The 21,807-nt window shown below is 70.3% G+C and carries 18 protein-coding genes; 3 read left to right on the top strand and 15 right to left on the bottom strand.

What is annotated here, in order from left to right; all coding sequences use genetic code 11:
* Nucleotides 1-41 precede the first annotated feature (41 nt).
* The 5 genes from ACTWQR_RS35260 to ACTWQR_RS35240 form a co-directional block, all read right to left on the bottom strand.
* Nucleotides 42-893 (bottom strand): ATP/GTP-binding protein, encoded by an 852-nt coding sequence (locus ACTWQR_RS35260; protein ID WP_443231297.1) that lies wholly within the window; start codon nt 891-893, stop codon nt 42-44.
* The gene (locus ACTWQR_RS35255; RefSeq protein ID WP_443231296.1) at nt 887-1,204 is read right to left on the bottom strand and encodes a hypothetical protein; all 318 of its coding nucleotides are present in this window, start codon (nt 1,202-1,204) and stop codon (nt 887-889) included. Before ACTWQR_RS35255 ends, ACTWQR_RS35260 begins: the two co-directional genes overlap by 7 nt.
* 473 nt (nt 1,205-1,677) lie before the next feature.
* The gene (locus ACTWQR_RS35250) at nt 1,678-2,067 is read right to left on the bottom strand and encodes a hypothetical protein (protein WP_443231295.1); all 390 of its coding nucleotides are present in this window, start codon (nt 2,065-2,067) and stop codon (nt 1,678-1,680) included.
* Complete coding sequence (locus ACTWQR_RS35245; RefSeq protein ID WP_443231294.1) at nt 2,064-3,086, bottom strand: hypothetical protein; 1,023 nt, start codon at nt 3,084-3,086, stop codon at nt 2,064-2,066. The genes ACTWQR_RS35250 and ACTWQR_RS35245 overlap by 4 nt, the downstream gene beginning before the upstream one ends.
* Before the next feature lie 57 nt (nt 3,087-3,143).
* A complete protein-coding gene (locus tag ACTWQR_RS35240) occupies nt 3,144-4,352 on the bottom strand; it encodes a hypothetical protein (protein ID WP_443231293.1) in 1,209 nt (402 codons plus the stop codon).
* A gap of 881 nt (nt 4,353-5,233) precedes the next feature.
* Between ACTWQR_RS35240 and ACTWQR_RS35235 the strand changes: the two genes are divergently transcribed.
* The 3 genes from ACTWQR_RS35235 to ACTWQR_RS35225 are packed head-to-tail and all read left to right on the top strand — an operon-like array spanning nt 5,234 to nt 8,312.
* Complete coding sequence (locus ACTWQR_RS35235) at nt 5,234-6,079, top strand: helix-turn-helix domain-containing protein (RefSeq protein WP_443231292.1); 846 nt, start codon at nt 5,234-5,236, stop codon at nt 6,077-6,079.
* Nucleotides 6,076-6,870, top strand: a complete 795-nt coding sequence (locus ACTWQR_RS35230) for an SAM-dependent methyltransferase (protein WP_443231291.1) — start codon at nt 6,076-6,078, stop codon at nt 6,868-6,870. The genes ACTWQR_RS35235 and ACTWQR_RS35230 overlap by 4 nt, the downstream gene beginning before the upstream one ends.
* Entirely contained in the window at nt 6,867-8,312 is a 1,446-nt protein-coding gene (locus tag ACTWQR_RS35225; protein ID WP_443231290.1) for a helix-turn-helix domain-containing protein, read from the top strand. The genes ACTWQR_RS35230 and ACTWQR_RS35225 overlap by 4 nt, the downstream gene beginning before the upstream one ends.
* 39 nt (nt 8,313-8,351) lie before the next feature.
* On the opposite strand, the gene ACTWQR_RS35220 is transcribed toward ACTWQR_RS35225, so the two are convergent.
* From ACTWQR_RS35220 to ACTWQR_RS35175, 10 genes are read right to left on the bottom strand one after another with little or no spacing between them, the layout of a single operon-like run.
* Nucleotides 8,352-9,260, bottom strand: a complete 909-nt coding sequence (locus ACTWQR_RS35220) for a replication-relaxation family protein (protein WP_443231289.1) — start codon at nt 9,258-9,260, stop codon at nt 8,352-8,354.
* Nucleotides 9,257-11,887, bottom strand: coding sequence for an ATP/GTP-binding protein (locus ACTWQR_RS35215; protein ID WP_443231288.1), 2,631 nt, complete (start codon nt 11,885-11,887; stop codon nt 9,257-9,259). Before ACTWQR_RS35215 ends, ACTWQR_RS35220 begins: the two co-directional genes overlap by 4 nt.
* On the bottom strand, nt 11,863-12,498 hold the full coding sequence (locus ACTWQR_RS35210; protein ID WP_443231287.1) for a hypothetical protein: 636 nt from the start codon (nt 12,496-12,498) through the stop codon (nt 11,863-11,865). The genes ACTWQR_RS35215 and ACTWQR_RS35210 overlap by 25 nt, the downstream gene beginning before the upstream one ends.
* Nucleotides 12,495-13,607, bottom strand: coding sequence for a C40 family peptidase (locus ACTWQR_RS35205; protein WP_443231286.1), 1,113 nt, complete (start codon nt 13,605-13,607; stop codon nt 12,495-12,497). Before ACTWQR_RS35205 ends, ACTWQR_RS35210 begins: the two co-directional genes overlap by 4 nt.
* A 35-nt stretch (nt 13,608-13,642) precedes the next feature.
* Nucleotides 13,643-16,435, bottom strand: a complete 2,793-nt coding sequence (locus ACTWQR_RS35200; protein ID WP_443231285.1) for a hypothetical protein — start codon at nt 16,433-16,435, stop codon at nt 13,643-13,645.
* Between the two features lies 1 nt (nt 16,436).
* Complete coding sequence (locus tag ACTWQR_RS35195; RefSeq protein WP_443231284.1) at nt 16,437-16,793, bottom strand: hypothetical protein; 357 nt, start codon at nt 16,791-16,793, stop codon at nt 16,437-16,439.
* Nucleotides 16,793-19,486, bottom strand: coding sequence for an ATP-binding protein (locus ACTWQR_RS35190; RefSeq protein ID WP_443231283.1), 2,694 nt, complete (start codon nt 19,484-19,486; stop codon nt 16,793-16,795). The genes ACTWQR_RS35195 and ACTWQR_RS35190 overlap by 1 nt, the downstream gene beginning before the upstream one ends.
* Nucleotides 19,483-20,061, bottom strand: coding sequence for a hypothetical protein (locus tag ACTWQR_RS35185; RefSeq protein ID WP_443231282.1), 579 nt, complete (start codon nt 20,059-20,061; stop codon nt 19,483-19,485). Before ACTWQR_RS35185 ends, ACTWQR_RS35190 begins: the two co-directional genes overlap by 4 nt.
* Nucleotides 20,058-20,399 carry a hypothetical protein gene (locus tag ACTWQR_RS35180; RefSeq protein WP_443231281.1) on the bottom strand — a complete coding sequence of 114 codons (342 nt, stop codon included), beginning with the start codon at nt 20,397-20,399 and terminating at the stop codon, nt 20,058-20,060. Before ACTWQR_RS35180 ends, ACTWQR_RS35185 begins: the two co-directional genes overlap by 4 nt.
* Nucleotides 20,396-21,331 (bottom strand): conjugal transfer protein, encoded by a 936-nt coding sequence (locus ACTWQR_RS35175; RefSeq protein WP_443231280.1) that lies wholly within the window; start codon nt 21,329-21,331, stop codon nt 20,396-20,398. The genes ACTWQR_RS35180 and ACTWQR_RS35175 overlap by 4 nt, the downstream gene beginning before the upstream one ends.
* Nucleotides 21,332-21,807: the final 476 nt, after the last annotated feature.

Below are 21,807 nucleotides of genomic sequence, written 5' to 3'. Positions count from 1 at the left end.
GGTAGGGCCCTTCCAGGGTGTTCGAGTGGTTGCGTGGCCGGTCAGTTGTTGTTGAGGACCTGGACCTCGGCGACGGTGATGTCCACGGCGTTGTCGCGGATCTCGGTGAGCTGGCCGGCTTGCCCGCCGCCCTGCCAGTCGATGGTCCAGGTGGACGTCGCGGCGACGTGGAACTTGCCCGACTCCCTCGTGGAGGAGGGCTCGCTGTAGCGGTGACCGCAGTCCGGGGAAGGCTGCTTGCCGTATTCCGCCTTGTAGGGGGTGCCGCGGGCATTGCATGTGACCGTGGCCCCATCGCCCATCCGCCACACGATCTTCGACACCTTGGCGGTCGCTGTGACGGTCACCCCGCCGGCCGTGGCCGACGCCGTGTTGGGCCCGTATGTCGTGGCGCTGTCGTTGACCCACATCCACATGGGAAGGCCCAGAACGTACTTACCGGCAGCCCGCGGACTGGCGATGTCCGGTCCGAGCAACGTCATGGAGTCGACGGCGCGTTGAGCCAGCTCCTGCGGATCAACGTCGGGCGCAGGTTGGTCCTCGCCGCCGACGACGAAGCCGTCAGCGTTGTTCTGGCCGCCGTCCGTGCAGGAGCGGAAGAGCAGATCGCTCTTCCTCGGATCGGCGCCTTTCCACGCTGGGTGGTTGGCTGGCGGCTCCGGGTCGACCTTGGTCAGCTGGCAGTCGACCTTGCTTTCGCCGGTGTCCTTCGACCCAGCCTGCTGGCCCTGGCCGTCGGTGCTGTCGTCAACACCGACACCGACGCAGAACTTCTGGACCTGGCATCCGCCGGCGTCGACATCGGGATCAGGGTCCGCTGCATGGGCCGTTTCCGTTGGAAGTACAGCCAGGGCTACGGCCGCGGCGATCAGCCCGCCCCGCCGGATCAGCACTCTTCCTCTTGCGGGGTCAACTCCGTGACCATCCACTGCTCCCCCCACTTCTCGAGTTTGGCGACACTGACGTACTTGGTGAGCCGTTGTGTCGGCAGCGCGACCTTCTTCTTCGAGTCCTTCTCGATCAGGGTCCAGTTCGTGGTGTCGACGCAGTCCGTGAGGGTGGCCTTGGGGATCTCACCCTCGGTCACCTTGGGATCCATGGGGTGGATCACCGGCTTCCCGGTCGTCACCTGTCCGGCGTTCCGCATGGTCTCCAGGTCATGCTCGATGAGACCCAGGGCCCGCAGAGTGGTGGTCTTCCTCAAGTCGGTGCCTGTGGAAGACGCCTTGGCGTAGGCCTCGGTCTGGGCCGTCCAGGACTGGGTGTATGCGGTGAGGACAGCGGCCTTCTCAGGATCAGCCGTGGAACTGGGGGACGTAGATGGTTCCGCTGTACGACTCTGGCTGGGTTCGGACTCTGACGCCTTGGAGTCGTTGTCACTGCATCCGGCCAGCGCCACCAGACTTCCCGCGAGGAGCGCGGCGGTTGCGTGCCTGTGGAGGTGAACTGGGATGAGCCCTGCCCGGCGGCGTTGTGCTCGTGTCACGTGGTCTCCCCGTACGACGCGGTTACGACGCGGTGCGGCAGACCGCGGCCCCAGATGCCGGGTACGGCAGTCCAGTTCGGCGGCCTGGTCAAGCTACGGTGATGCGTTTGCGTTGCGAGAAGATTACGCATATGCCAGGCAACTTCCCAGTGCGAGAGGCGAGTTGGTCCGAACGACGTGGATGCATCCGCTCACCTGCCGAGCAAGGCCTTCAACGGGTCGATTGGCGGGCTGGTCGCGGCTGGGTGGAAGGCCAGTTCCCACTCGGGATGGCTGGCCCAGATGCTGTGAGCGATGCTGCGCAACGTCCAGCCAAGGGTGCTGACCTGGTTAAGGCGCAGGTCGTCGGTGTCCTCGGTGGCGAGGTCGCGTTGGGCGAGCCATTCGGCGAAGACGTCCTGCACGCCGGCCAGGGCCTTGAGTTCGGCGAGGCAGCAGCCGAGCGTTTCCGCCTCGGCCAGCCGCTGGGTGAGGAACCGTGCGAACCGCTGGTCGCGGTTGCTGGCCCACGCGTCTGTGGTTGTAGACGTTTGCTTTAGCGACCGTAGCGTGCGTGGCGAGGATGTCGGGGCGGGTCTCACCGGGAGTCCACCATCGTGTACCCGCTGGTGATCACCTCGGGCTTGCCCGGCGGGGTCAGTGTCGCGAGGGCCTGGCCCTGGTACTCGTCCGTGATCAGGGGCCGCTTCTCGCTGTTGTAGACCGCCTCCGCCGGGCCCGGGATGATCGTCCCGCCGTTCATGAACCGCTTGTGGAGGTATTCGATGGTGTAGGCGCTCGGGAAGAGCGCGAGGACGCCGCCGTCGGCCAGGCGCAGCGCGTACACCTTCGGGTGTGCCGGTTTCCCGTCGAAGTGCTTGACCGTGGCGAAGCTGGCCGCTTTGACCTTGGTGCGGTTCGTGTAGTTCTTGGTGAACTCCTTGGTGGCCTTGGTGGGGGCCAGTTGCTGGCCCTTCTTCTTGCCGCCGGTCTCCGCCAGGTCCTCGAAGGCGTCGGCGAGCTGGTTCGGGGTGAGCGTTCCTACGCGCTTCGACGGGTCGACGGCCGTGGCGAGCCCGCGGTCGACAGCGATCTCGGGTATCGGGGTGTTCTCGTCCGCGTACACGGAGGCGACCATCTTGAAGCGGCCGTCGACCTTGTCGAAGATCAGGAGGCCATCCGACTTGGTTGCGGTGACCGTCACGGTGACCGCGAACCAGCTCTCATCAGCGTCCGGGATGTGGTACTTCCGGGCGGTGTAGAAGTGGGGCGTCCCGTATTCCTTCTGATCGTCCTTCGACCAGGTCTTGATCTGCTCGTAGTCGGCGAGGGACTGCTCATGGACCTGGCCCGCTTCCACCGTGCCCAGGAGTCTTTCGCCACGGCTGCCCCGGATCGTGTTGGCCTCATTGTTGGCCTTCTCGAACGCGTCCACGGTGGCGCGCGCGGCATCGACGGTGATCACGCCCTTCGGGGCGGGGCGCGCAGCGGCACGGTCGGTCCCGGGCTCGTCGGTGCCGGCACTGCACCCGCTGAGTGCGGCGGCCGCCAGCACGCTGAGCGAGAGCAGCGCCGTAGGGCGCCTGCGCGGGTGGTGGGCGGGGCGTAAGGGGGAGGTCATCAGGGGTGTTCTCTCTCGTGGATGGGCGAGTGGGGTCGAGCGGGTGACAGTGTGGGGTCAGCGCGTGCCGACCGGGCTGGAGGCGGGTTTCGCGATGCGCGCGGTGACGTGTTCGGCGATGCGGCTGAGCCGCGATGTGCATTCCGCCTCGTCGGCTCCGGTGACGATCCAGTGCGCAAGGCGGTCCTCGGGTCCGCTGCGCGGTGGGCCGAGCACCGGGTTGCCGGTCCGTTGTGTCCAGGTGAATCGGTCCAGCCACGGCAGTGTGAAGAGGTGGGGGGCTTTGAGCCGGACCAGACGGCCCGAGGTGTCCGGGTAGAGGTAGCGGATCGCCGCGGCCGCTTCCCGTGTGGGGGACAGGTCGGGGGTGTCGCCGGCGGCCAGGGCGGCTGCCGCGCGGGCCAGGTCGATGCCCCGGGCGCGGGCCACCAGCAGCGGAATGAGGTCGTCGGCCAGACAGGCACCGACCTGCAGGATGAGCGGACCCCGCGTGGTCAGCCGCACGTCGGCGTGCACGACGCCGACGGTGAGCCCGAGCGTGGTCGCTGCCTGGGCGACGAGGCGGGTGAGTGTGTCGTCTTTGAGCAGCTCGTCGTGTGCGTCGATGCTGTAGCCGACCGCGGCCTGGGAGCGGTCCGGGCAGAGGGTCTTGCGGGTGATGGCGACCGTGCGCACCTCGTCGGGGGAGAGGACCACGGCCTCGACGCCGACTTCCGGGCCGTCCAGCCCGGCCTGCTCTATGTTCATGCTCGCGGCGAACGGGTCAGCGGTGCCGGTTCGGCGCAAGGTCCGGTACGCGCTGCGCACCTCGCTATCGCAGTCCGCGAGCAGTGGATCGGTGCCCACCGCGGGTGCCGTGAGGGAGACCGGGAAACCGAGCGTGCGCGCGGCGTCGAGCGCAGCGCGCTCGTCATCGACCGCGTGTACCTGCACGGAGGGGACGTCAGCTTCCCGCAGTACGTGCCGAGCTCTGGCCGGGGCTTGGCATGTGGCGACGGCTGCAGGGGAGTTGCCGGGCAGGCCCAGGTGCTGGGCCAGGTGGGCTGCGAGCCTGGCATGGCGGGGCTCGTAGGTGACGAGCCCGCCGACGGAGTGGTCGACGAGGAACTTCCCGACCGCTGCGGTGACTTCGCCAGGGTCGGACAAACTGGCGGTGACCTCTCCTGCCAGATAAGGGCGCGCCCAGGGCGGCACGGCACGGTCGACCAGGACCACGGGATGCGCGGCGGCAATCTGCAGGAGACTGTGCAAGTGGTACTCGCGCACGCCGGAACCAATCAGAAGAACCGGGTGGCGTGTTGTCGTGTGCACGGTTACGCCCTCCGGACGTCAGGGTGAGTCGGCTGGATGACCGTCGGTCACCGCGGCGCGGCAAGCCGGCTGCCGGGCGAGCACGGGCTGGTATGAGCTGCGGCTGTGCACCGCAGTCACCGGTCGGTGCCGGTCGGTGGCCTCTTCGGGGGGGTGTTGCGGGGGCCGGAGGGCCGGGCCGGGGTGCGGCGTGCAGTGCCGGGAGCGGCGGGCGGGGGGATGGCCCGCAGCGCCTAAGTATGTAGTGTGCATGTCACATCCTTCGGTGAGGGCGGGGCACCCCGGGGCTCAGAATCGGGATCCGGCCGGACGGCACGGGACGTCGCGATCCTGTGCGCGAGCCGGTCTGTCCTGAGCCCGGCGGCGTGCCGCGAACACGCCGACCGGAGCACCCCAGTGATGGATGGGTCCGTACCTGGTGTGCCTGACTCGGATGAGTCGCCAGGTGGCCGTTCCCTCCGGGGGCGGCCACCTCTGTGCGTGTTACGTCGTGCGGGCGCGCATAGCCGCCGAACCGGATCCGGCGCCGTCGTCCCTCCTGCTGACGGAACCCCCTCCAGGGGCCGACTGCCGCAGATCACGTCTGTCCATGCGTCCTCCCGATCCTGCCCCCATAGGCGTCGACCGCACCCGACTTACTCCCAGCCCGGTGCGACGGCACGTATGTGAACGGAGCCCCCGTCGGCGGCCGACCGCGATCTCGCAGCTTGCCGTCCCCCCACCAACTGCGCGCCGGCTGCGGCGGGTTAGACATACTCAAAGGGTTGTGAACGGAGATTGCAAGGTACAGAGTTTGCACTACCCGCAGGTTGCAGAAAGTGCCGGAAGGGGATGCTGTGGCTCGCGCAAGGTCTGGCAGGACCGTCGCGCACCTGGTTCTAGCCACCCGGCTCAAAACGTTGCGTGAGGCGGCCGGGATGTCCCGGGGCGAGGCCGCCCAGGCGCTGGGGGCCCATACCGCAACAGTGCGCCGCATCGAGCAGGCCGAGACCTCCCTGGACGAAGGGCAGGTCCATGCCCTGCTCACGGCGTACGGCGCGGGCACGGCCGAAATCGAAGCGTTCCTCGGCCAGCTCGCGACGGCCAACCTCCCGGGGTGGTGGCATCCGTGGCGGTCTGTCATGGACTCCTGGCAGCTGGACCTCATGAGTGTGGAATCCGCGGCCCGCATCATCCGCGTGTGGGAGCCGGCACTTGTTCCCGCCCTGCTGCGCACACCGTCCTACGCTCGCGCCGTCGACAACGTCCGCAGACCCGACCTGTCCCCTGCCGACAAGGACCGCCGGACCGAGCTGCTCATGGAACGCCAGAAGCGGCTGCGCCACCAGAACACCCGCATCTGGGCCATCATGTCCGCCGCGGCGCTGCGCACGTCCGTAGGCGACGAGGATGTGATGGCCGAGCAGCGGCAGGCACTGCGGGCAGCCGTCGATCACCCCGATGTGACCTTGCAGATCCACCCGCTGGACGGTCCGTGCCACCCCATGACCGGCATGCCGACCGTGACCCTGTACCGGGTCGACGTGCCGGGGATCCCCGACCACGTAGTCCGTGAAGGAGATCTGGCAGGAGCCGCTGACGTCTCAAACAGCCTGCACGCGGTGTCGGCGTATCACCTGTTGATGGACCACACCTGCGTCATCGCACCCCATCCCGACGAATCGAAAGACGTACTGACATGACCGAACCGACTCGCCCGCATCAGCCGATCGACACGTCCGTCGCGCACAGTGCGCGCGTCTGGAACTACTGGCTGGGCGGAAAAGACCACTACCCCGCCGACCAGGCCGCCGGCGACGCCTACAGCAGCAAGTACCCCCTGATCGTCCCGTTCGCCAAGGAATCGCGGGACTTCCTCCGACGCACCACCGCCTTCCTCGCCAAGGCAGGCATCCGGCAGTTCATCGACCTGGGTGCCGGGCTGCCGACCAGCAACAACACTCACGAAGTAGCACAGCGGATCTCGCCCGACTGCCGCGTGGTCTACATCGACCACGACCCGATCGTGCTGCTGCACGTCCATGCGCTGCTCACCAGCACCCCCGAGGGCGCCACCGCCTATGTGCAGGCGGACATGCGCGACACGGACGCCGTCTTAACCGGCGCGGCCAAGACGCTGGACATGACCCAGCCCACTGCCCTGGTCATCAACGACGTGCTGGGCCACATCGAGGACTGGACCGAAGCCAGGGGTCTGGTGCGCCGGCTGGTCGAGCAGCTTCCCCCGGGCAGCTACCTGTCACTGAGCCACTCCACCGCCGCAGACCAGGAACACCAAGCGGTGCAGGACGAGTACAACAGCTCCGGTGCGATCCCCTACATCTTCCGGGAGCCGTCGGTGGCCGTCGAACTCTTCGAGGGCACCGAACTGGTCGAACCCGGGTTCACGAGCTGGCCGCGCTGGCGCCCCGACGCGAACACCGGCACTCTCACCGACCGCGCGGGCTGGGGCGGGGTCGCACGGATCCGATGACGACGAGCCGTGCCGGGCCCACGCCTGCCCGCCCCGTGAAGGCGACCCGATACCAGGTGGTGCGACGACTCACCCGGGCAGCAGCCCACTCGGACGCCCAGCTGATTGCCGAAGCCGCAGTCCTGGCCGAGGGCTCGGCGGTCCTGGCGGACCTCACGGGCGGCGTCGTCTGCAGCACCCCAGACACCGCCGGACCTGAAGGGGTGCGTGCCGCCGCGCATCCCCAGCTCTACCCGCACCTGACGATCCGCAAGATGACCGGTGGCGTCCTCGTTATCCGTCCCGGCCCGGCATCGCCCGTATCGCGCATTGACCTGATCGCGCGGACCTGCGTCGATCTGCTCAGAATGCGGGCGCGGGTCCGCCGGGCGGAGGACACCCGCCACGCTGAGCAGAGACTGCACACCGCCGTCCTGCATCTCCTGCTGAGCGGCCAGCCCCATCTGGCGACCGACGTGCTGGGCACCGCCGCCACCCACGCGACGGTGTTCCGGCTGGCCGGTCAGCAGGTGCATGCCGCCTATCAGACTCATTGGCGAGCAGCGCAGCCCCGCGTGGCTTCCAAAGCCCCCCGCATGCTGGTGTGTATGGAGGGAACCGAGGTGGCGGTCGTTGCGCTCCACGGCCTCGGCCACGACCGCCACGTGGCCCGCCCTTACGTCGCGCGCATCGCAGAGCGCCATCAACTGGCCGGCGGCGTCTCGGACCCGTTGCCGCTGGACATGGTCGCCACCGCATGGGCCGAGGCCGGCAACGCGCGGCACGGCGCAACTCCCGGCTGCCTGGCGTCCGCGACCTTCCTGGGTTCGCACGGGCTGCTCCGCGCCGTGCCCGCCGACCGGCTCGCCCGCTGGTCCGCCGCCGTCCTTACGCCCCTCACCCGCGAGCAGCACCGGACGCTGGAGGCATACCTGCGGTCGGGGTCCGCTCAGGCCGCCGCAGCAGTGCTCGACGTGTCCGAAGGCACGGTTCGTGCACGCCTGCGCTGGATCGGCACTGCCCTGGCCGCCGACCTGGACAACCCCACCGTGCAGGCACAACTCCTGCTGGCCGTGCGGGCCCCGGCACCTTCCGGACAAGTCAGCCCATCCGCACGCCTTGTTCCCGACCCCCCGCTGCCCGCCGATCTACTCGGCCCCGACGACGCCCATCACTGGGCTACCGCCCTCCTCAGACCTCTGGACAAGCCGCTTCGTATCGCCCTTCGTTGCTGGCTCCAACACCGCGGCCGAACAGCGCCCGCTGCCTCCGAGCTAGGCCTGAGCCGCAGTACGCTCACCGACTGGCTCAGTAAGTGCGGCAGGGCACTGTCCCTGGATCTGTCGTCCGCGACCGTGCGGGCCGAGCTCCACCTGGCCGCCGAGACGATCGCGACCCCCGAGGACACCCCGGCCCGGTTGCCGCGGCGAGGAGGCAGAACATACCGGGGACAACAGCCCTGAAAAGAGCGTTCTTCTCTGCAGCCAACCGCAGCGGGGATGTCACAGCTCGGTCCACGACCGTCGTCCCCCACCGACCAGCGGCACCCACACGTCAGACGCGGCGCCGTGCTCTTCGAGGTCTTCCAGGACGACCGCGCCCAGCGGCACTTCGCGGGCCATCTCGGCCACGAGGGGATGGTGGGCGACCATGGCTTTGAGGTCGCTGATCCGGTTGTCCATCGCCTGACGCCCAGCGCCGGTCAGCACGAAAAGGACCCGGGGAAACTTCGGGTACCAGCGCAGCCAGCCGGGCCCAGCTGCCGGTCGGCGCCGACCGACCGGCTGTGGTTCGTACGACCACAGCCTCGCGTACTCGATCAGCTTGGCTGCCAGGCGCTCGCTGCTCATGGTGGCCCGGTCGACTTCGACGAACGCCCTGAGTTTCCGCCGTTGTTGGCCGTTGATGAGGGTGTAGTGCATGAGCGCGTCGGCTACGACTTTCTCGCCGTCGCCGATCGAGTGGAACACCTCGGGGGTCCAGTCGAGGTGGCCGTGTTCGTCGCCGCGGCGGCGGGCATCGGCGACGAAGACCAGGTGGGTGCGCAGGACGGTGAGGGTGTGCGGGGTTTTCAGCGAGGCGGCTGTGGTCGAGGTGATCGGATACGGCGGGCGGCCGCGCAGCGCGGGCCAGTCCCTGGTCAGGCGGGCGCCTTTCGGCGTGAGGTACCAGACGCGGGTGCGGTTGGACTGGGGCAGCACGACGAAGTCGACCAGGCGCTCGCCGAGCAGCTGGTTCAGCCGTTCCGAGACCGCCTGGCGGGAGCGGTCGGGGCGCAGCAGGACATGCAGTTGATGGGTGGAGGCCATGCGGTGTTGGGCGAGCGTGGCCAGGAGCTGATGTACGAGGGGCTCCACGGGGCTGGGCGTGAAGCCCGTGGTCGTACGGTCCCTCGGCTGGGCGGTGGTCATCCGAATTCCTTCTCCTTCGACAGGTCGACAGCGGTGGCGTCGGCGGGGGAGTGCTCGGCAAGGAAGGCGGCGACGCGGCCGAGTTGCTGGGTGGCGAGGTCGGTGAGCTGGCCCAGTGGGCGTGCTCCGGCGTTCGCGAGGGCGGCTCGTTCCAGCGCGGGGACGTCCTTGGGGCGGGCCTGGGCGGCGAAGATGTCGTCGAGATGCGGGCCGCGCAGTTGGACGGGCCCGACCCGGCGCCCGTGCACGTTCAGCGAGACGTAGTGCTCGAACCTCTCCATGGTGGCGACCCGGTCGGGGCTGGGGTTATCGCCCCACTCGGCGGTGATTGGGGCGATCGCGGACTTCGAACCGGCGGTGGTGGCGAGCGTGGACGCGTTCTGCACTAAGGACAGCCGCACCGGTGTGGGAAGGCGGGACAGCAGCTGCGTCATGCCGTGGACGTGGCACCGGTATTTGCGGAAATCCTCGAACATCGCGGCGATGGTCTCCGGGGCCGCGCCGGTCAGTGTGATCAGCTCGTCGAAGTAGGGGCGGAAGGGCACCCGCTTCTGCTCGGGGGTGTCTCGCCGGGAGCGTGCGGCCCGCAGCAGGTCGCGGGCGAGCAGCGCGGTCAGGAGGCGGTCGGTGGGGCCGTTGCCGCCCGGGCACACCCACACGATCATCTTGGAGTCCATCGCGGCGCGGATGTTGTAGACACCGATTGGCTGGCCGAGGAAGGCACGGGTGATGGGGTTGGCGGCGAGGCGGGCGATCGGGTTGAGGACGACGGCGAATGAGTCGGGCGGCAGGGTTGGGAACACCGACTGCCACCACGCGTGGGTCTCCTCATCCAGCCGCCCGGCCACCGCGGCGAGTGCTGCCTTGCGGAACGTGGCGTCGGTGAGCAGGGCCCGTATGTGGAAGATCGTGGCCTGGTCTTCGGGACGGCCGGCCTGGCAGGCCGTCTCGTTGACCGCGACCAGGACCGTGAGCGCGGCGGTGAGGATGGTGAGTGCACGCGGCGCACTCGCGTCGTCCCAGGCCAGTGCGGAGGCGTAGGCGTCGGCGATCGCCTCGACGACCTCATGTGCCGCCTGCCCGTGGTGCATAGCGAGCGGATTCCACGAACTCACCCGCGGGTTGGGTCCGAGACCGTTGAGGTCGATCAGTGCGATCCGCTCCATCAAGGCCTCGTGCGCCAAAAACGTCATTGCGCGCGGCCACGAGTCGCGGTGTGGGTCGACGAAGGCCAGCCCTCCGCCCGCGTGTGCCCAGCCGATGGCCTGCGCCAGGGCGCGTTCGGTCTTGCCGCCGCCCGCCCTGCCGACCCCGACCTCGAAGAGGGTCTCTGCGGCGTAGGTGGCGACCAGGCGCTCGCGGCCGTCCGGGCCCCGGTAGATGCCCTGCAGCAGCAACTCGGGCTCGCCGAAGGCGAAGGTCGGCAGGTCACCGGCGAGTACCGGCAGACGGCAGTGCACGGTCGGGGGCTTGAGCAGGCCGGTGATCTCTTCCAGTCTGACCCAGTTCGCGCGGGGCGGCTGGCAGTGCCCCAGATTCCAGCGGCGCTCGAAGCCGTGCCGGGTGGGCCAGTGGTCGGCGCCGATCCGCCACGGTCCCAGCCGCCATCCGCGCATGGCCCACCGGGAGCGGCCGCCGAACACATCCAGCGCGGCCTGGAGTTGGGCGAGCCTCGCCTGGGCGCGACCCTCGGTGTTCGAGGCACACATCACCAGCAGCTGGACGCGGACCAGGTGGTCGTCCTCGGCGAGTTTGCCCAGCGCCTCGGCCGGCTCCACCCGACGGGGCACCGGCGGCATCACCAGCCGTCGGCCGCCGCCGGAGCCGGGTTTGTCACTGAGGAGCTGCTGCAGCTGCCAGCCCATCGAATCCTCGATGCCGCTGGCGTCTTGGCGCAGCCAGCGAGCGGACCGCTGGGCCTCCCGGCGTTCGGACCGGCGTGCGGCGCTCATCAGCTGCAGGCGGCGCGCCCGCAGCGCCCATTTCGGGGCGCGCTGGATGTCGAGCCGGATCTCGGCGAGGTCGCCGAGCTCGGCGCGCAGGTCGGCCACGGCGTCGACGAGCGGCTGGAGGGGGTCGGGGGTGAGCGGCACCTCGCGCAGCGGAGAGGTGAGCCTGCCGCGCAGGATGAACTCGGCCCGCACCACGTGGTCACGGGGCTTGTCGGCGGTCGGCCTGGCCTGGTTGACGGTGACGTCCGGCCCGAACGGGGTGATGGACAACAGGCGCTCACCGCCTGCGGGGCCTTCGATGCGGTAGCGCAGCGGGCTGGAGCCGTCCGCGCGCAGCCGGATCTGTACGGCCTTCGCCCTGCGGGGCGCCCACCAGGGCATGGCCGTGGAGGCGCGGGCGAGCTGCACGCCGCGGCGGAAGATCTCCTCCAGGCTCGGGTCGAAGTGCCGGCTGGAGACGAGCTCGAGGGCCATCCGCTCGGCCGAGGCGCGCGCCGCGAAACGGCGCACCACCCTCTCGCCCACACCCCAGCACACGGCGATGGACAGGGCGAGCAGATACCAGTGGTCGTAGAGCCAGTCAGCGGCGTTGACCAGGTTGGTGAGCAGGCCGAGTGCCTGACCGGCCGCCGTCTCATCGGCATGATCGGTCACGTACGGGGCTGCGGAGTCCACGTGGACGCTCCCTTCGTCGAAGTGCGGGTGAAGTACCAGTCGGTGATGCGCCGGTCGGTGTAGGTGCCGCCGCGGTCCGTGCCCGCCCACACCAGGTGCACCACCGCCTTGTCCGGGCTGCCGTCGCTGCGGGCGATGGCAGCCTGGATGCGGAAACGAGCGGTGGCGAACGCCGGTGCGATCGCCTTGTCCGGTTCGCCGAAGAGCGCGGGCCACTTGGCGCGGCCGATCCCGGTGGCGTCCGCCCGCAGCAGGCCCCGGCCGGCCGCGAGGAGTTTCTGCTCGTCGGCGGCGGCAAGGTCGGCAGGCCAGGCGTCCTCAAGCGACTTCTGGATCGCCGTATCGCCGGCCACGCCTTCGCCGTGCGGCGGCAGCGCGGACGCGTTGACCGGACCCGCCGTCACGGCCGGCCCAGGCGCCTCGGTCCGCGGAGAGCGGCTGCCGGGAGCGGTTGTCGAGGGAACCGACGTGGAGTCAGTCGCCCGCGCCGTCGCCGAGGTAGCGGGTGCGTTCGGCGCATGCGGAATCGTCAGCAGGACCACCCCGGCCAGGACCAGGACCACGGTGGCGATCAGCAGCAGGCGCGGCGAGCGCGCCGGGAAGGTGGTCACAGCAGCCGGGCCCCTCCCGCATAGCCGGACATCGCGCTGACCGCGTCCAGGCGGACAACGGTGCCCGGGCGGGCGGCGTTGACCATCTGCCCGCTGCCCAGGTAGATCCCGACGTGATAGATCGTCGCGTCGCGGCCGGGGGCATCGGCGTAGAAGACGAGATCGCCCGGCTTGAGCGCGCTGGTGCCGAGGCTGGCGGGGATCCGCTGGCCAACCCCGGCCTGGGCGGCCGCCGTGCGCGGCAGGCGGATGCCGGCTTTCGCGTACGCGTACGTGGTCAGGCCCGAGCAGTCGAAGCCCTTGATGTTCGCGCCGCTCTTCCCGCTGCGCGTGCAGCAGATCCCGTACGTCTTGCCGCTCGCGTTGCCGCCGCCCCACGAGTACGGGACACCGCGCTGGGAGAGCGCCGCCTCGATGACGGTGCGGACCTTCCCGGACACGTTCTTCAGGTCCGGGTCTTTGGCGGCCGCCGTGTACTGGTCGATCCAGCCCAGCACGTTGGCGAGGTACTCAGTGGAGTGGTTGTACTGCAGGATCGCGGCCTTCAGCTGCGCCCGCTTCGTCAGGTCACGGCCGTTGCCGCACAGGTAGATCGCGGCGCCGAGTGCGGCGTCGTAGGCGTTGTGCGGGTCGGCCGTCTTGTCGCCGCCCGCGTCCTTCCCGACGCCCTCCCAGGTGGAGGGCAGGAACTGGAACGGGCCGACGGCACGCTCACCCCCAGGGGTGCCGTCCCACTTGCCGCCGTCGGTGTCCGGGAAGACGGTGGTGTTGCCGCCGGCCCCGGAGCCGTTGAGGAGCGCCCCGTAGATCTTCGGGCGGATGTCTCCGCCTGCGGCGATGTTCCGGCCGACCGCGTGGTTGGACTCGACCTTGGCGATCCCGGCCAGGATCGGCCAGCGCATGCCCCGGCACTTCGGCACATGCTTCCCGACCTGCTGGACGGCCTTCTTGTAAGCGGTGCGCATGCGCGGTGGTGCGTCCACGGCGCTGCCGCCCTCGGCAATTCCACCGTCGTCCTGTGCACCCGTTTTCAGCGCGACGTACGCGCTGATCGCGTTCCCTACAGGTGCGGCACAGCACACGGCGGCGAAACCCAACAGCACCACCACACACCCCCACCGCGCCATACGGCGCCGGGCCGGCCTCACTCGTCCTCACCGTCCTCGTCGCGCTGCCGCTGCTCCCGTTCCTGGCGCAGCCGCTCGGCGTCGGGCGCGGTCCGCCGCATCAGCTCCTGGAACCTCGCGTGCGCCTCGTCACGGGTGCTGCTGTGCGCGCCTTCGCCTCCGGGAAAGACCGGCCTGGACCTGTCCGGTGCCGGGCTGGCCGGACGCCGGGGCGTGCCGCCTGCGAGTCGCGTCGGGGACGTTGGCGGGGCGCTCGGCCGTGTGCTGGCTGCAGCCGTGGTCGGAGCTGCGGGCGCGCTGGTCCGGGGGGAGGCCGGCCTCGTGCGGCCCGGGGAGCTGGAGGACCCGGTCGGCCGCGGAGCCGGTGCCGGACGGGTCGGCAGGCGACGGCTGACGAAGGGGCCGGGGCCGCCGCTGTCGTCCGTGTGTTCCCGCAGGACACGGGACACGTGACGGCCCGTGTCGGCCCAGGCCCGGCCGTCCTCGCGGACCGTGTTGCCCCACACCCGCACCTGCTGACGGGCGTCCTGGGAATAGCGCGAGCCTTCCGACCGGGCCCGGCGGACGCCTGCCGGGGCACCGACCGTCGCCCCGTACGCTGTCCGGCCCCCGCGATTCAGGATGCGGTACCCGCGGAAGCGGACCAGCCGGTTGTGGGCGCGCGTGGACAGCAGGGTGCGGTCGGTGTTCTGGTCATGAAGCGTCTGGCCGGAGTCGCGGTCGCGGATCAGGCCATCCTCGTCGCGGTACCGGTCGGGCGGACCTCCGGGCCGACGCGGCCCGGTGCCGCCTGAACCGTCCCCGCCGTCCGAGGGGCCGCCCGTGTTCGGGTCCCCGTCGGCGGTGGGCTTGCGCCACTTGGCCAACTGCTCTTTGTCAGGCCGACGGCCGATCAGCATCCAGTGCGCGCCCTTCGCACCGAGCCGGGCGCCCAGCCCGCCCACGGCGGCGGCCGCGGTGAGCGGGGCGAGACCACGTCCGGCTTCGGCGGTGGCATCGGCGAGGATGCCACCGGTGTCCACCGGCATGCCCGCGCCGTCGACCAGGGAGCCGAGCGCAGCCATCAGCCGCTGGCGGGTGCCGAGCATCCCGTACCGGCCGCCTCCACCTCCGGTGAAGGCGCGCAGCCCGCCGCCGTAACCGCCCATCGCGGCTGGGGAGTTCATGGCGAGCGCGGCGCCGAGTTCGGAGGTGTCGCCGGGCAGGTGGGTGCCGCCGACCTTGGCGTAGCGCATCCGCATGGCCATGCGACGGCCGAAGGACGTGATGCCGGTCAGGAGTCTGCGGTGCCCGGCCGCGCCGGCGATGGCGAGGACGTCGATCAGCAGGATCCGTTCGACCATCAGGTCGGGACCGTCTGTGATGGTGGCGTCGACGGCGATCCCGAAGAACGGCACGAAGGCGCAGATCCCGACCACGGCCAGGACCGAGATGCCCCAGATCGACAGCCACTTCCACACCGACTGGCGCGCGGGCCCGGGCAGCATTCCCGCGATGAAGGTGACACCGCCGACGGCTGCCGCCGCGGCGCAGATGCCCTGGGTGCCGAGCAGGACGATCGTGCTGCTCAGCAGCATGCCGCAGATGAACAGGGCGGCGATCAGCAGCAGGGCGGCGCCGCCGACCCGCCACCAAGTGGGCTTCTCCGCGTACGCGGCGCACGACTTGCCGACCGGACCGGCCTTCTTCAGATCCTGCAGGAAGGCATAGAACTCACGGTCCTCGTCGGTGACGATCGCATTCGAAGCGTCCAGCAGGTCGCCGCCCGGCGTCAGTTCAGGCAGCGAGTCGCTCTCGCACACCTCCTTGGCCTGGCCATCGAGAAGCCTGCAGTTGTCCTCGTCGTCGGTGCCGCGCTCGCACCACTTCTTGGCATCGCCCTTGACCAGGTCGCAGGGGTCCTTCCGGTCGTCCGGGTCGTCCGAGCTGTCGGCACCCGCCTTGTAGCCGCCGGTGACCCACTTCAAGTGGACGGCGTAGGCCTTGCGGTCGGAGTCCTTGGCCGGGTCGAGGATGCGCCCGTACTGCAGCAGCATGTAAGGCTTGACGATCAAGGCGTTGGTGATCGAGTCCTGGATCGGGCGGGCCACGTCCTGCGACGACACAGGCTTGGCGGCCTCAAGCTCCTGGCACTTGACCTCCTGCATGCCGGCCATACCGGCGCAGGGGCTCAGGCTGGCGAGCTTGCCGCCCCAGTCGTAGGAGTTGACGCTCTGCTGGGCGACCTCGGCGGCCACCTGCTGGGATTGCCCCAGCGGGCCGTCCTGGGAGAGCAGAGTGTCGGGGCGGATGAGGGCCGAGGCAGCGATCGCCCCGATGAGCAGGGTGAGGAAGATTTCGCCCAGACCGCGGCCCACACGGCCGCGCACAATCATGAACCCGGCGAAAACGAAACCCCAGGCCAGCAACAACCCTTTCAACCCGAGCGTGTCGACCACCACGGTGTCGTAGGTGTCGGCGACCTTCTGCGCCGGGCGGGTGAGGATCTTCAGCAGCGGGAACCGGAAGGCCACCTCGATCCCCCATCCCCCAAGACCCGCCAACAGCCGGATCAGGGTGAATAAGCCCCCAAGGGCGAAGGCGAGGGACTGGGTCTTGAAGCTGACGATGGAGCCGCCCTCGGCGTTCAGCTCGTAGCCGTTGATCGCCACCCCCTCGGAGGAGGTGATGTTCAGCGGGGCGAGGAGGTCTCCGGTCTCGCTGTTGCTGCCGGCCGCGTACACGACCTGGCTGTTCACCATGAGGAACATGCCGTTGAGCAGCACGACGAAGCCGGCCGAGCGGAGGGCCGCGCGGTCTGGACGGAACACTTCAGCGCCGCCTTTGCCCGGCAGGGCTCCGCAGCCGCCACACCACGAGAGCGGCCAGGCCCGCACCGGCCGGCACCAGCCGCCATGCGGCACCGGCAACGTCCGGCTGCTCGGCGGAGGCAGTCGTTGTGGTGCCGCGCTCGCAGTACGCCTTGGCCGGGCCCACGATCAGGTCGCACAGGTCCTCGTGCGCGGGGCGGGCGTCAGCGGCGAAGGCCTGCCCCGTGTGCGGCCACCACGCCTGAGGCACATCCACCCCGACGGCCAGGACGAGCACGCCGACCACGATGGCGATGACAGTGAGGACACTTACGGCCGCGGCAAGGCGCCGGGAGCGGTCCCAGGAAGAAGAGGTCATCAGACGTGCTCCTTCGGACGGCGGGTCCCGGCGGCTTCTCCGGCAAGCGGCTCGGGCACGGAAGGTGAGGCGGCGCTTGTGCGGCGTCCGGGTGTGGTGGTGATGGATGTGGTGATGCGCGGGATACGGGGGATGGAGACTTTGACCCGGCCGGTGTTCTGCCGCGGGCAGGTCAGCAGGAACTCGCCCTCCCGGCCCTTGCGGCCGACGGGGGACAGGCCGGTGGTCACCAGCCGCAGCAACTCTGAGTCGTTCTGGTCGAGGCCAACGAACTCCAGGCCGCGGCGGGCGCGTTCACGGTCGGTGGTGCGGGCGAGCGCCCGGTAGGCCATCAGGCCGCGGTCGGGGCCGAGTTCCTCAGCGTCGTGGGATCCGGCGAGCAGGCCGGCGCCGTGCTTGCGGCCGTCGTGGAGGATCTCGTGGACCAGCGCGGTGCCCTCGGCCGACGAGGTGAGCCAGTACAGCTCGTCCAGGACCACCGCGGTGAAACGGCTCGGGTCCTCGAACGCGGTCTGCCGGGCGATCGCCGCGATCAGATACAGCACGGCGCGCCCGATCAGCGCCTCCAGCGGCTGCTGGTGCAGGACCTCCGGATTGTCGAAAGCCGCTTTGGGCGGCAGCTTCAAACCGGTCGTGGTGATCACGATCATGTCGGAGGCGCTGGAGGCGTCCAGCTGCACCGGCGGCAGCGTGGGGTCGAACACCATCGCCGCCAGGGCGTTGCTGGCCACCACGCGGACGAGGCCGGCGAGGCTGGCGGCCGCGTCCTGCCGCTTGCCCACTTCGCTCGTGGCCATCTCCTCGAGGACCTGAAGCACGCGGTGCATGGACGGCTGGGCGTGGGCGGCGGCCTGCTCGACGGCGTGGTGCAACACCTCGCCGTTGGTGCTCATCGGGCCGATGCCGAGCTGCAGGGTGAGGTAGGACAGGGCGTAGTGGCGGCCTTCGGGGCCGGTGAACATCCTCAAGGGGTCGATGGACACCTCGGCCTGGGCGGCGTCGATGATCTGGACGCGGCCCTTGGCTGCGGTGCGGGCGAAGGTGGCCCACTCGCGTACGGGGGTGCGGTCGATGCAGATCGCGCAGCCGCTGCGGGCCCACACCGCCTCCGCGATCAGCTTCTGCAGGACGCTCTTGCCCGCACCGAGATCTCCGACGATGCCCATGGAGGCGGACGCGTCGACCTTGGGCGCATCCGCCACGTTGATCATCACGGGGCGGGTGGTGCCGCAGTCCAGGTCGATGCCGAGGAACATTCCGTTGGGGTCGCCGACCTCCGCGGTGGTGAAGGCCCCGCCCAGCGCCCAGTCCTCGGAGACCTGGTGCTGGGTGAACTCGCGCAGCACGCCGGGTCGGACGGTGCCCGGCAGGCCGAGGGTGAACAGGGCCTCCTGAAGACCGGCCGGGCGCACGGCCCGGTAATCGGCACCACCCAGCAGCGCGGCCAAGGCCCGGGCGCGGGCATCGCAGACGGCGGCGGTCGGCCCCCACACCGTCAAGGCGGTCACCGACTGCACCTCGACCTCAACCGACGTGCGCGACAGGCGAGCATCCAGCTCGCCCAGGTCGCGGGCGGCCTCGGTCAGCGAGGCCGGCATGCCGGTGGGCCGGGCGTCGTACTGGTCGGCCTGGTCGATCAACTCGTTCTTCTTGCGCCGCACCTGGTCGCGGGCCTTCTCCGCGGGCATGAGGGTGAGGTCGATGGTGTAGTCGACGGGAAAGTCGAGGGTTTCCAGCTGGGCGAACAGGTCGGCCGCGTCCTGGCTGACCGCGGGCGGGCACTCGGCCAGCGCCAACTGCGCCTGATAGCCCACCCCGGTCTCTGATTCGACCTGCATCCAGCGCCGCCCCAGCGGCGAGCCGGTGTTCAGCCGCCACCAGGCCGTGCGGCCCGACCGCGTGATCCGGCCCGCGTTCTTGAGCTCGTCGACGTCGTCGAGGCCGGGGTCGATGCCGCCTTCCTGCAGGCGTACTTGACCGAGGTCGGCGTAGCTGGGGGAGCGCAGTACACCGTCACGCAGCTGCCCGCCGTACAGATCGCTGGTCTCGGCTTCCGCCAGCAGCGGCTCGGCAAGGCCGCGGTGCAGAGCGTGCTGGATCATCCACACGATCTCCGCCGGGCCGGCCGGCCGGAAGGCGATCCCGCCGGCGAGCGCGGCCTCCACCCGCAAGGCCTGCTCGCGGTAGGCACTCACCTCGCGCCGTGCCACCGGCGCCGGGCGCATGCCCAGCATCGGAGACAGCTCCGCCCACGCCGCGCCGAGCGATGCCGACACCTGCAGACCGGCTGTCTCGGTCTGCAGCGGCACTGCCAGCCACAGAGTGCGGCGGTGCATCTCCTGGTCGTCCAGCAGGTCCAGGGTCGCCTCGACGTTCTCCACCCACGGGTGCGGCCCGTTATCCGGCGCCGTGTCGGCAGGTTCGATGCCCTCGATCATCCGCAGGGCGATCTCGCCCGGGTCGACCTGCGCGCACAGTCCGAACAGCCGCGGCGCCCCGGACAGCGACCGCACTAAATGTGTGGTCTTGGCGAGCTGTTCGTCGCGGACCGCGGCGGGCACGTAGGTGCCCTGGACGGTCTCCTCGTTCTGTCCCTGCGCGTCCGGGCCCGGGTGCAGACGGTAGAGAGCCCACACGCTGCCGTGCGTCGACCAGAGAAGGTGCCCGGCGATGTGACGGATCGGAACCCTCATCGCACACCCCCGCCCCGCTCGGCGAGCGCGAGCAGCTGCTGCACACCCGACACCGGCCCCACCGGCACAGCAGGAGCGGCCGGCTCCGTGCGACGACGCGTGGACGTGCGAGCTGCGGCCGGGCTCGGGTGCGACGCCCGGCCGGTGGGCCGCTGCGCCGGACGGGACGGTGCGGCGGCCAGGACGGGGTTGGTTGTGTCCTCGATCGTGAAGCCGCCGAGCAGCGGGTGGGGAGCGCGGTCGCGGGCGGCCCGCCCGCCGATCCGCCCGCCCTGGGGCTGCCATCCCAGCAGCACCCAGCCCAAAGCGGCCTGCATCGGGGCACGTCCCCGGATCTTCGGACGGCGCACCGCCCAGATCGCCAGTAGCCATGCCGCGATCGGAATCGGCCCCAGCATCGACCACCAGCTGATGGTCTTGACCAGAAGGAAGCCGCCGCCGACGGCAACCGCGATCTGCGCAGGCGTATACGGGCCGAGCGGGATCTTCCAGTCCGCGACCTTCCCCAGCACCCAGGGATGGCGACGGGCGGCGGTGTAGAAGCGCCCTACCCGCCCAGCGGCGGCGGCGCTCACAGCCAGCCTCCCGCGCCGGCGGAGTGCTCCCGCAGAGCCGGATCAGAACTGTGCACGATGCCGGGGACAGCGGGCGCGCCCTTGGCCGGGTTCTTGACCTCGTCTTCGAACATGTCCGAGAGGTCCTCGCGGGAGTTGTACAGCCCCAGCGCGATGATCATCAGCAGCAAGGCGCCGATCCCGGCCTTGAGGCTGAACTTTTGGATCATGATCACGACGACGAGGACGAGCAGTCCGGCCTGCAGACCCTTGGTCGCCCAGTCCTGGAGCATGTTGATCCACGAGTCGCCGAGGTCGTCCAGCTGCCCGGCGAGCATCAGGCTCTGCACCGTGTTCACTTGGCACCCCCCGCGTGGGCGGTGGTGCCGGACTGAAGCGCGGCGACTTCCCAGCGGCCCGAGCGGGTTTTCAGCGCGAGCTCGTACGCCAGCGGCCACCGCCCGTCGTTGTCCCGGGCTTCCACCTGGACGAGGATGCGGACCTTCGTGCCGTCGGCCGGCACCCGCTCGGCGGCCGCGGCCTCCTCGACGGCGGAGACCTGCTGCACCGTGAGCGCCGTGTACGGGGCGGGGGAGACGGCGGTGAGTTGCACGCCGGGTGCGAGGTAGCGGTCCACCTCTCCGGCGCCGGTCAGGTAGGCGGCGAGGAACTCCCCGAGCGCGGACGACAGATCGCCCTCCGGAACGGCCACGCCGTACGACGACGTCGGCATCTCGGCCCGGGCCGGGCCGGCCACCACGCCCGGTGCACCGGTCACGGCGAACGAGGAGCCTGCGCGATCGGCGGTCACCGGCACCGCGTAGTAGCGCACCACACCGTCGGCGTACTGCGCAGCCACCGTGACCGACCACGCACTGTCCGCGCGCTGCGCACTGCGTACCGCCGTCACGGACTGAGGCTTCGACTGCGCATCCGCGGCTGGGTCGGGCAGCTCGACGTCGGGTGCCATCGACTGCGCAAGCCGCGCCTGCGCACTCGTCGCGTCATCCGTGCTGCTGCGCAACCACGTGCTGACGAACAGCTGAGCATAGCCGGACGGGTCGGCGGCCACCGCCGTGGTGCGCACGGCGGTGGGCTTGGTCTGGGTGGCCGCCTCGACCGTGGTCGGGGTGGAGGTGATGGCGACGCCCAGTGCGATCGGGCCGGCCGCGATGACGGTCCAGACGGCCAGGCGTGAAAGGCGGACGCGGCGCCGCATCGCCTCCAGCCGGGCGCCTGCCGCCATCGGAGCAGCGGCCTCGCTCGTAGAGGCCTGCTTGCCAGGAGACATGGTCAAACTCCCAGGTCAGAACGGGTACTTGCTGACTCTGAGAGAACCCGTCGACCCCGACCCGACCACCGACCACCAGACCCCAACCACGGTCACGATGGGGACACGAAGTCCATGGTCGGGGTCATGGTCGGCCCGACCATGACCCCGACCACGGGTCTGCGCGAGCTGGCGACCGGTCACTCTGCCTGGCCCAAGCCCTACTGCCGGCGACCGTTGCGAGGCCTTCATGCCGCGCGGACCTCGGACCCGTACACCGATGCGCAGACGGCATCCGCCCGGGACGGCGGCGGAGCCTGCGCAGTGCGCCATCCGAACCTGCGCACCCGAACATCAGGAACCCTCGAGCGGACTGCGCAGCCGCCCCGCGCCACCCGACTGCGCACGACCCTCGACCGGTTGCGCAGCCCCGAATGTGCACCGCCCGTCCCGGCTGCGCAATCGGGGCTGCGCGCCGCGTGCCGCCGAGCCTGACG

Source organism: Streptomyces sp. 2A115, assembly GCF_052245575.1.
Lineage (GTDB): Bacteria > Actinomycetota > Actinomycetes > Streptomycetales > Streptomycetaceae > Streptomyces.
The sequence above is the reverse complement of the archived record's forward strand: the minus strand, read 5'-3'. Positions and strand labels throughout refer to the sequence as shown.

Bases quoted from the DNA above. Each gene is read 5' to 3' on its own strand.
- ACTWQR_RS35245 (WP_443231294.1), bottom strand. From the start codon at position 3,086: ATGACCTCCCCCTTACGCCCCGCCCACCACCCGCGCAGGCGCCCTACG.
- ACTWQR_RS35230 (WP_443231291.1), top strand. From the start codon at position 6,076: ATGACCGAACCGACTCGCCCGCATCAGCCGATCGACACGTCCGTCGCG.
- ACTWQR_RS35225 (WP_443231290.1), top strand. From the start codon at position 6,867: ATGACGACGAGCCGTGCCGGGCCCACGCCTGCCCGCCCCGTGAAGGCG.
- ACTWQR_RS35220 (WP_443231289.1), bottom strand. From the start codon at position 9,260: ATGACCACCGCCCAGCCGAGGGACCGTACGACCACGGGCTTCACGCCC.
- ACTWQR_RS35195 (WP_443231284.1), bottom strand. From the start codon at position 16,793: ATGACCTCTTCTTCCTGGGACCGCTCCCGGCGCCTTGCCGCGGCCGTA.
- ACTWQR_RS35190 (WP_443231283.1), bottom strand. From the start codon at position 19,486: ATGAGGGTTCCGATCCGTCACATCGCCGGGCACCTTCTCTGGTCGACG.
- ACTWQR_RS35175 (WP_443231280.1), bottom strand. From the start codon at position 21,331: ATGTCTCCTGGCAAGCAGGCCTCTACGAGCGAGGCCGCTGCTCCGATG.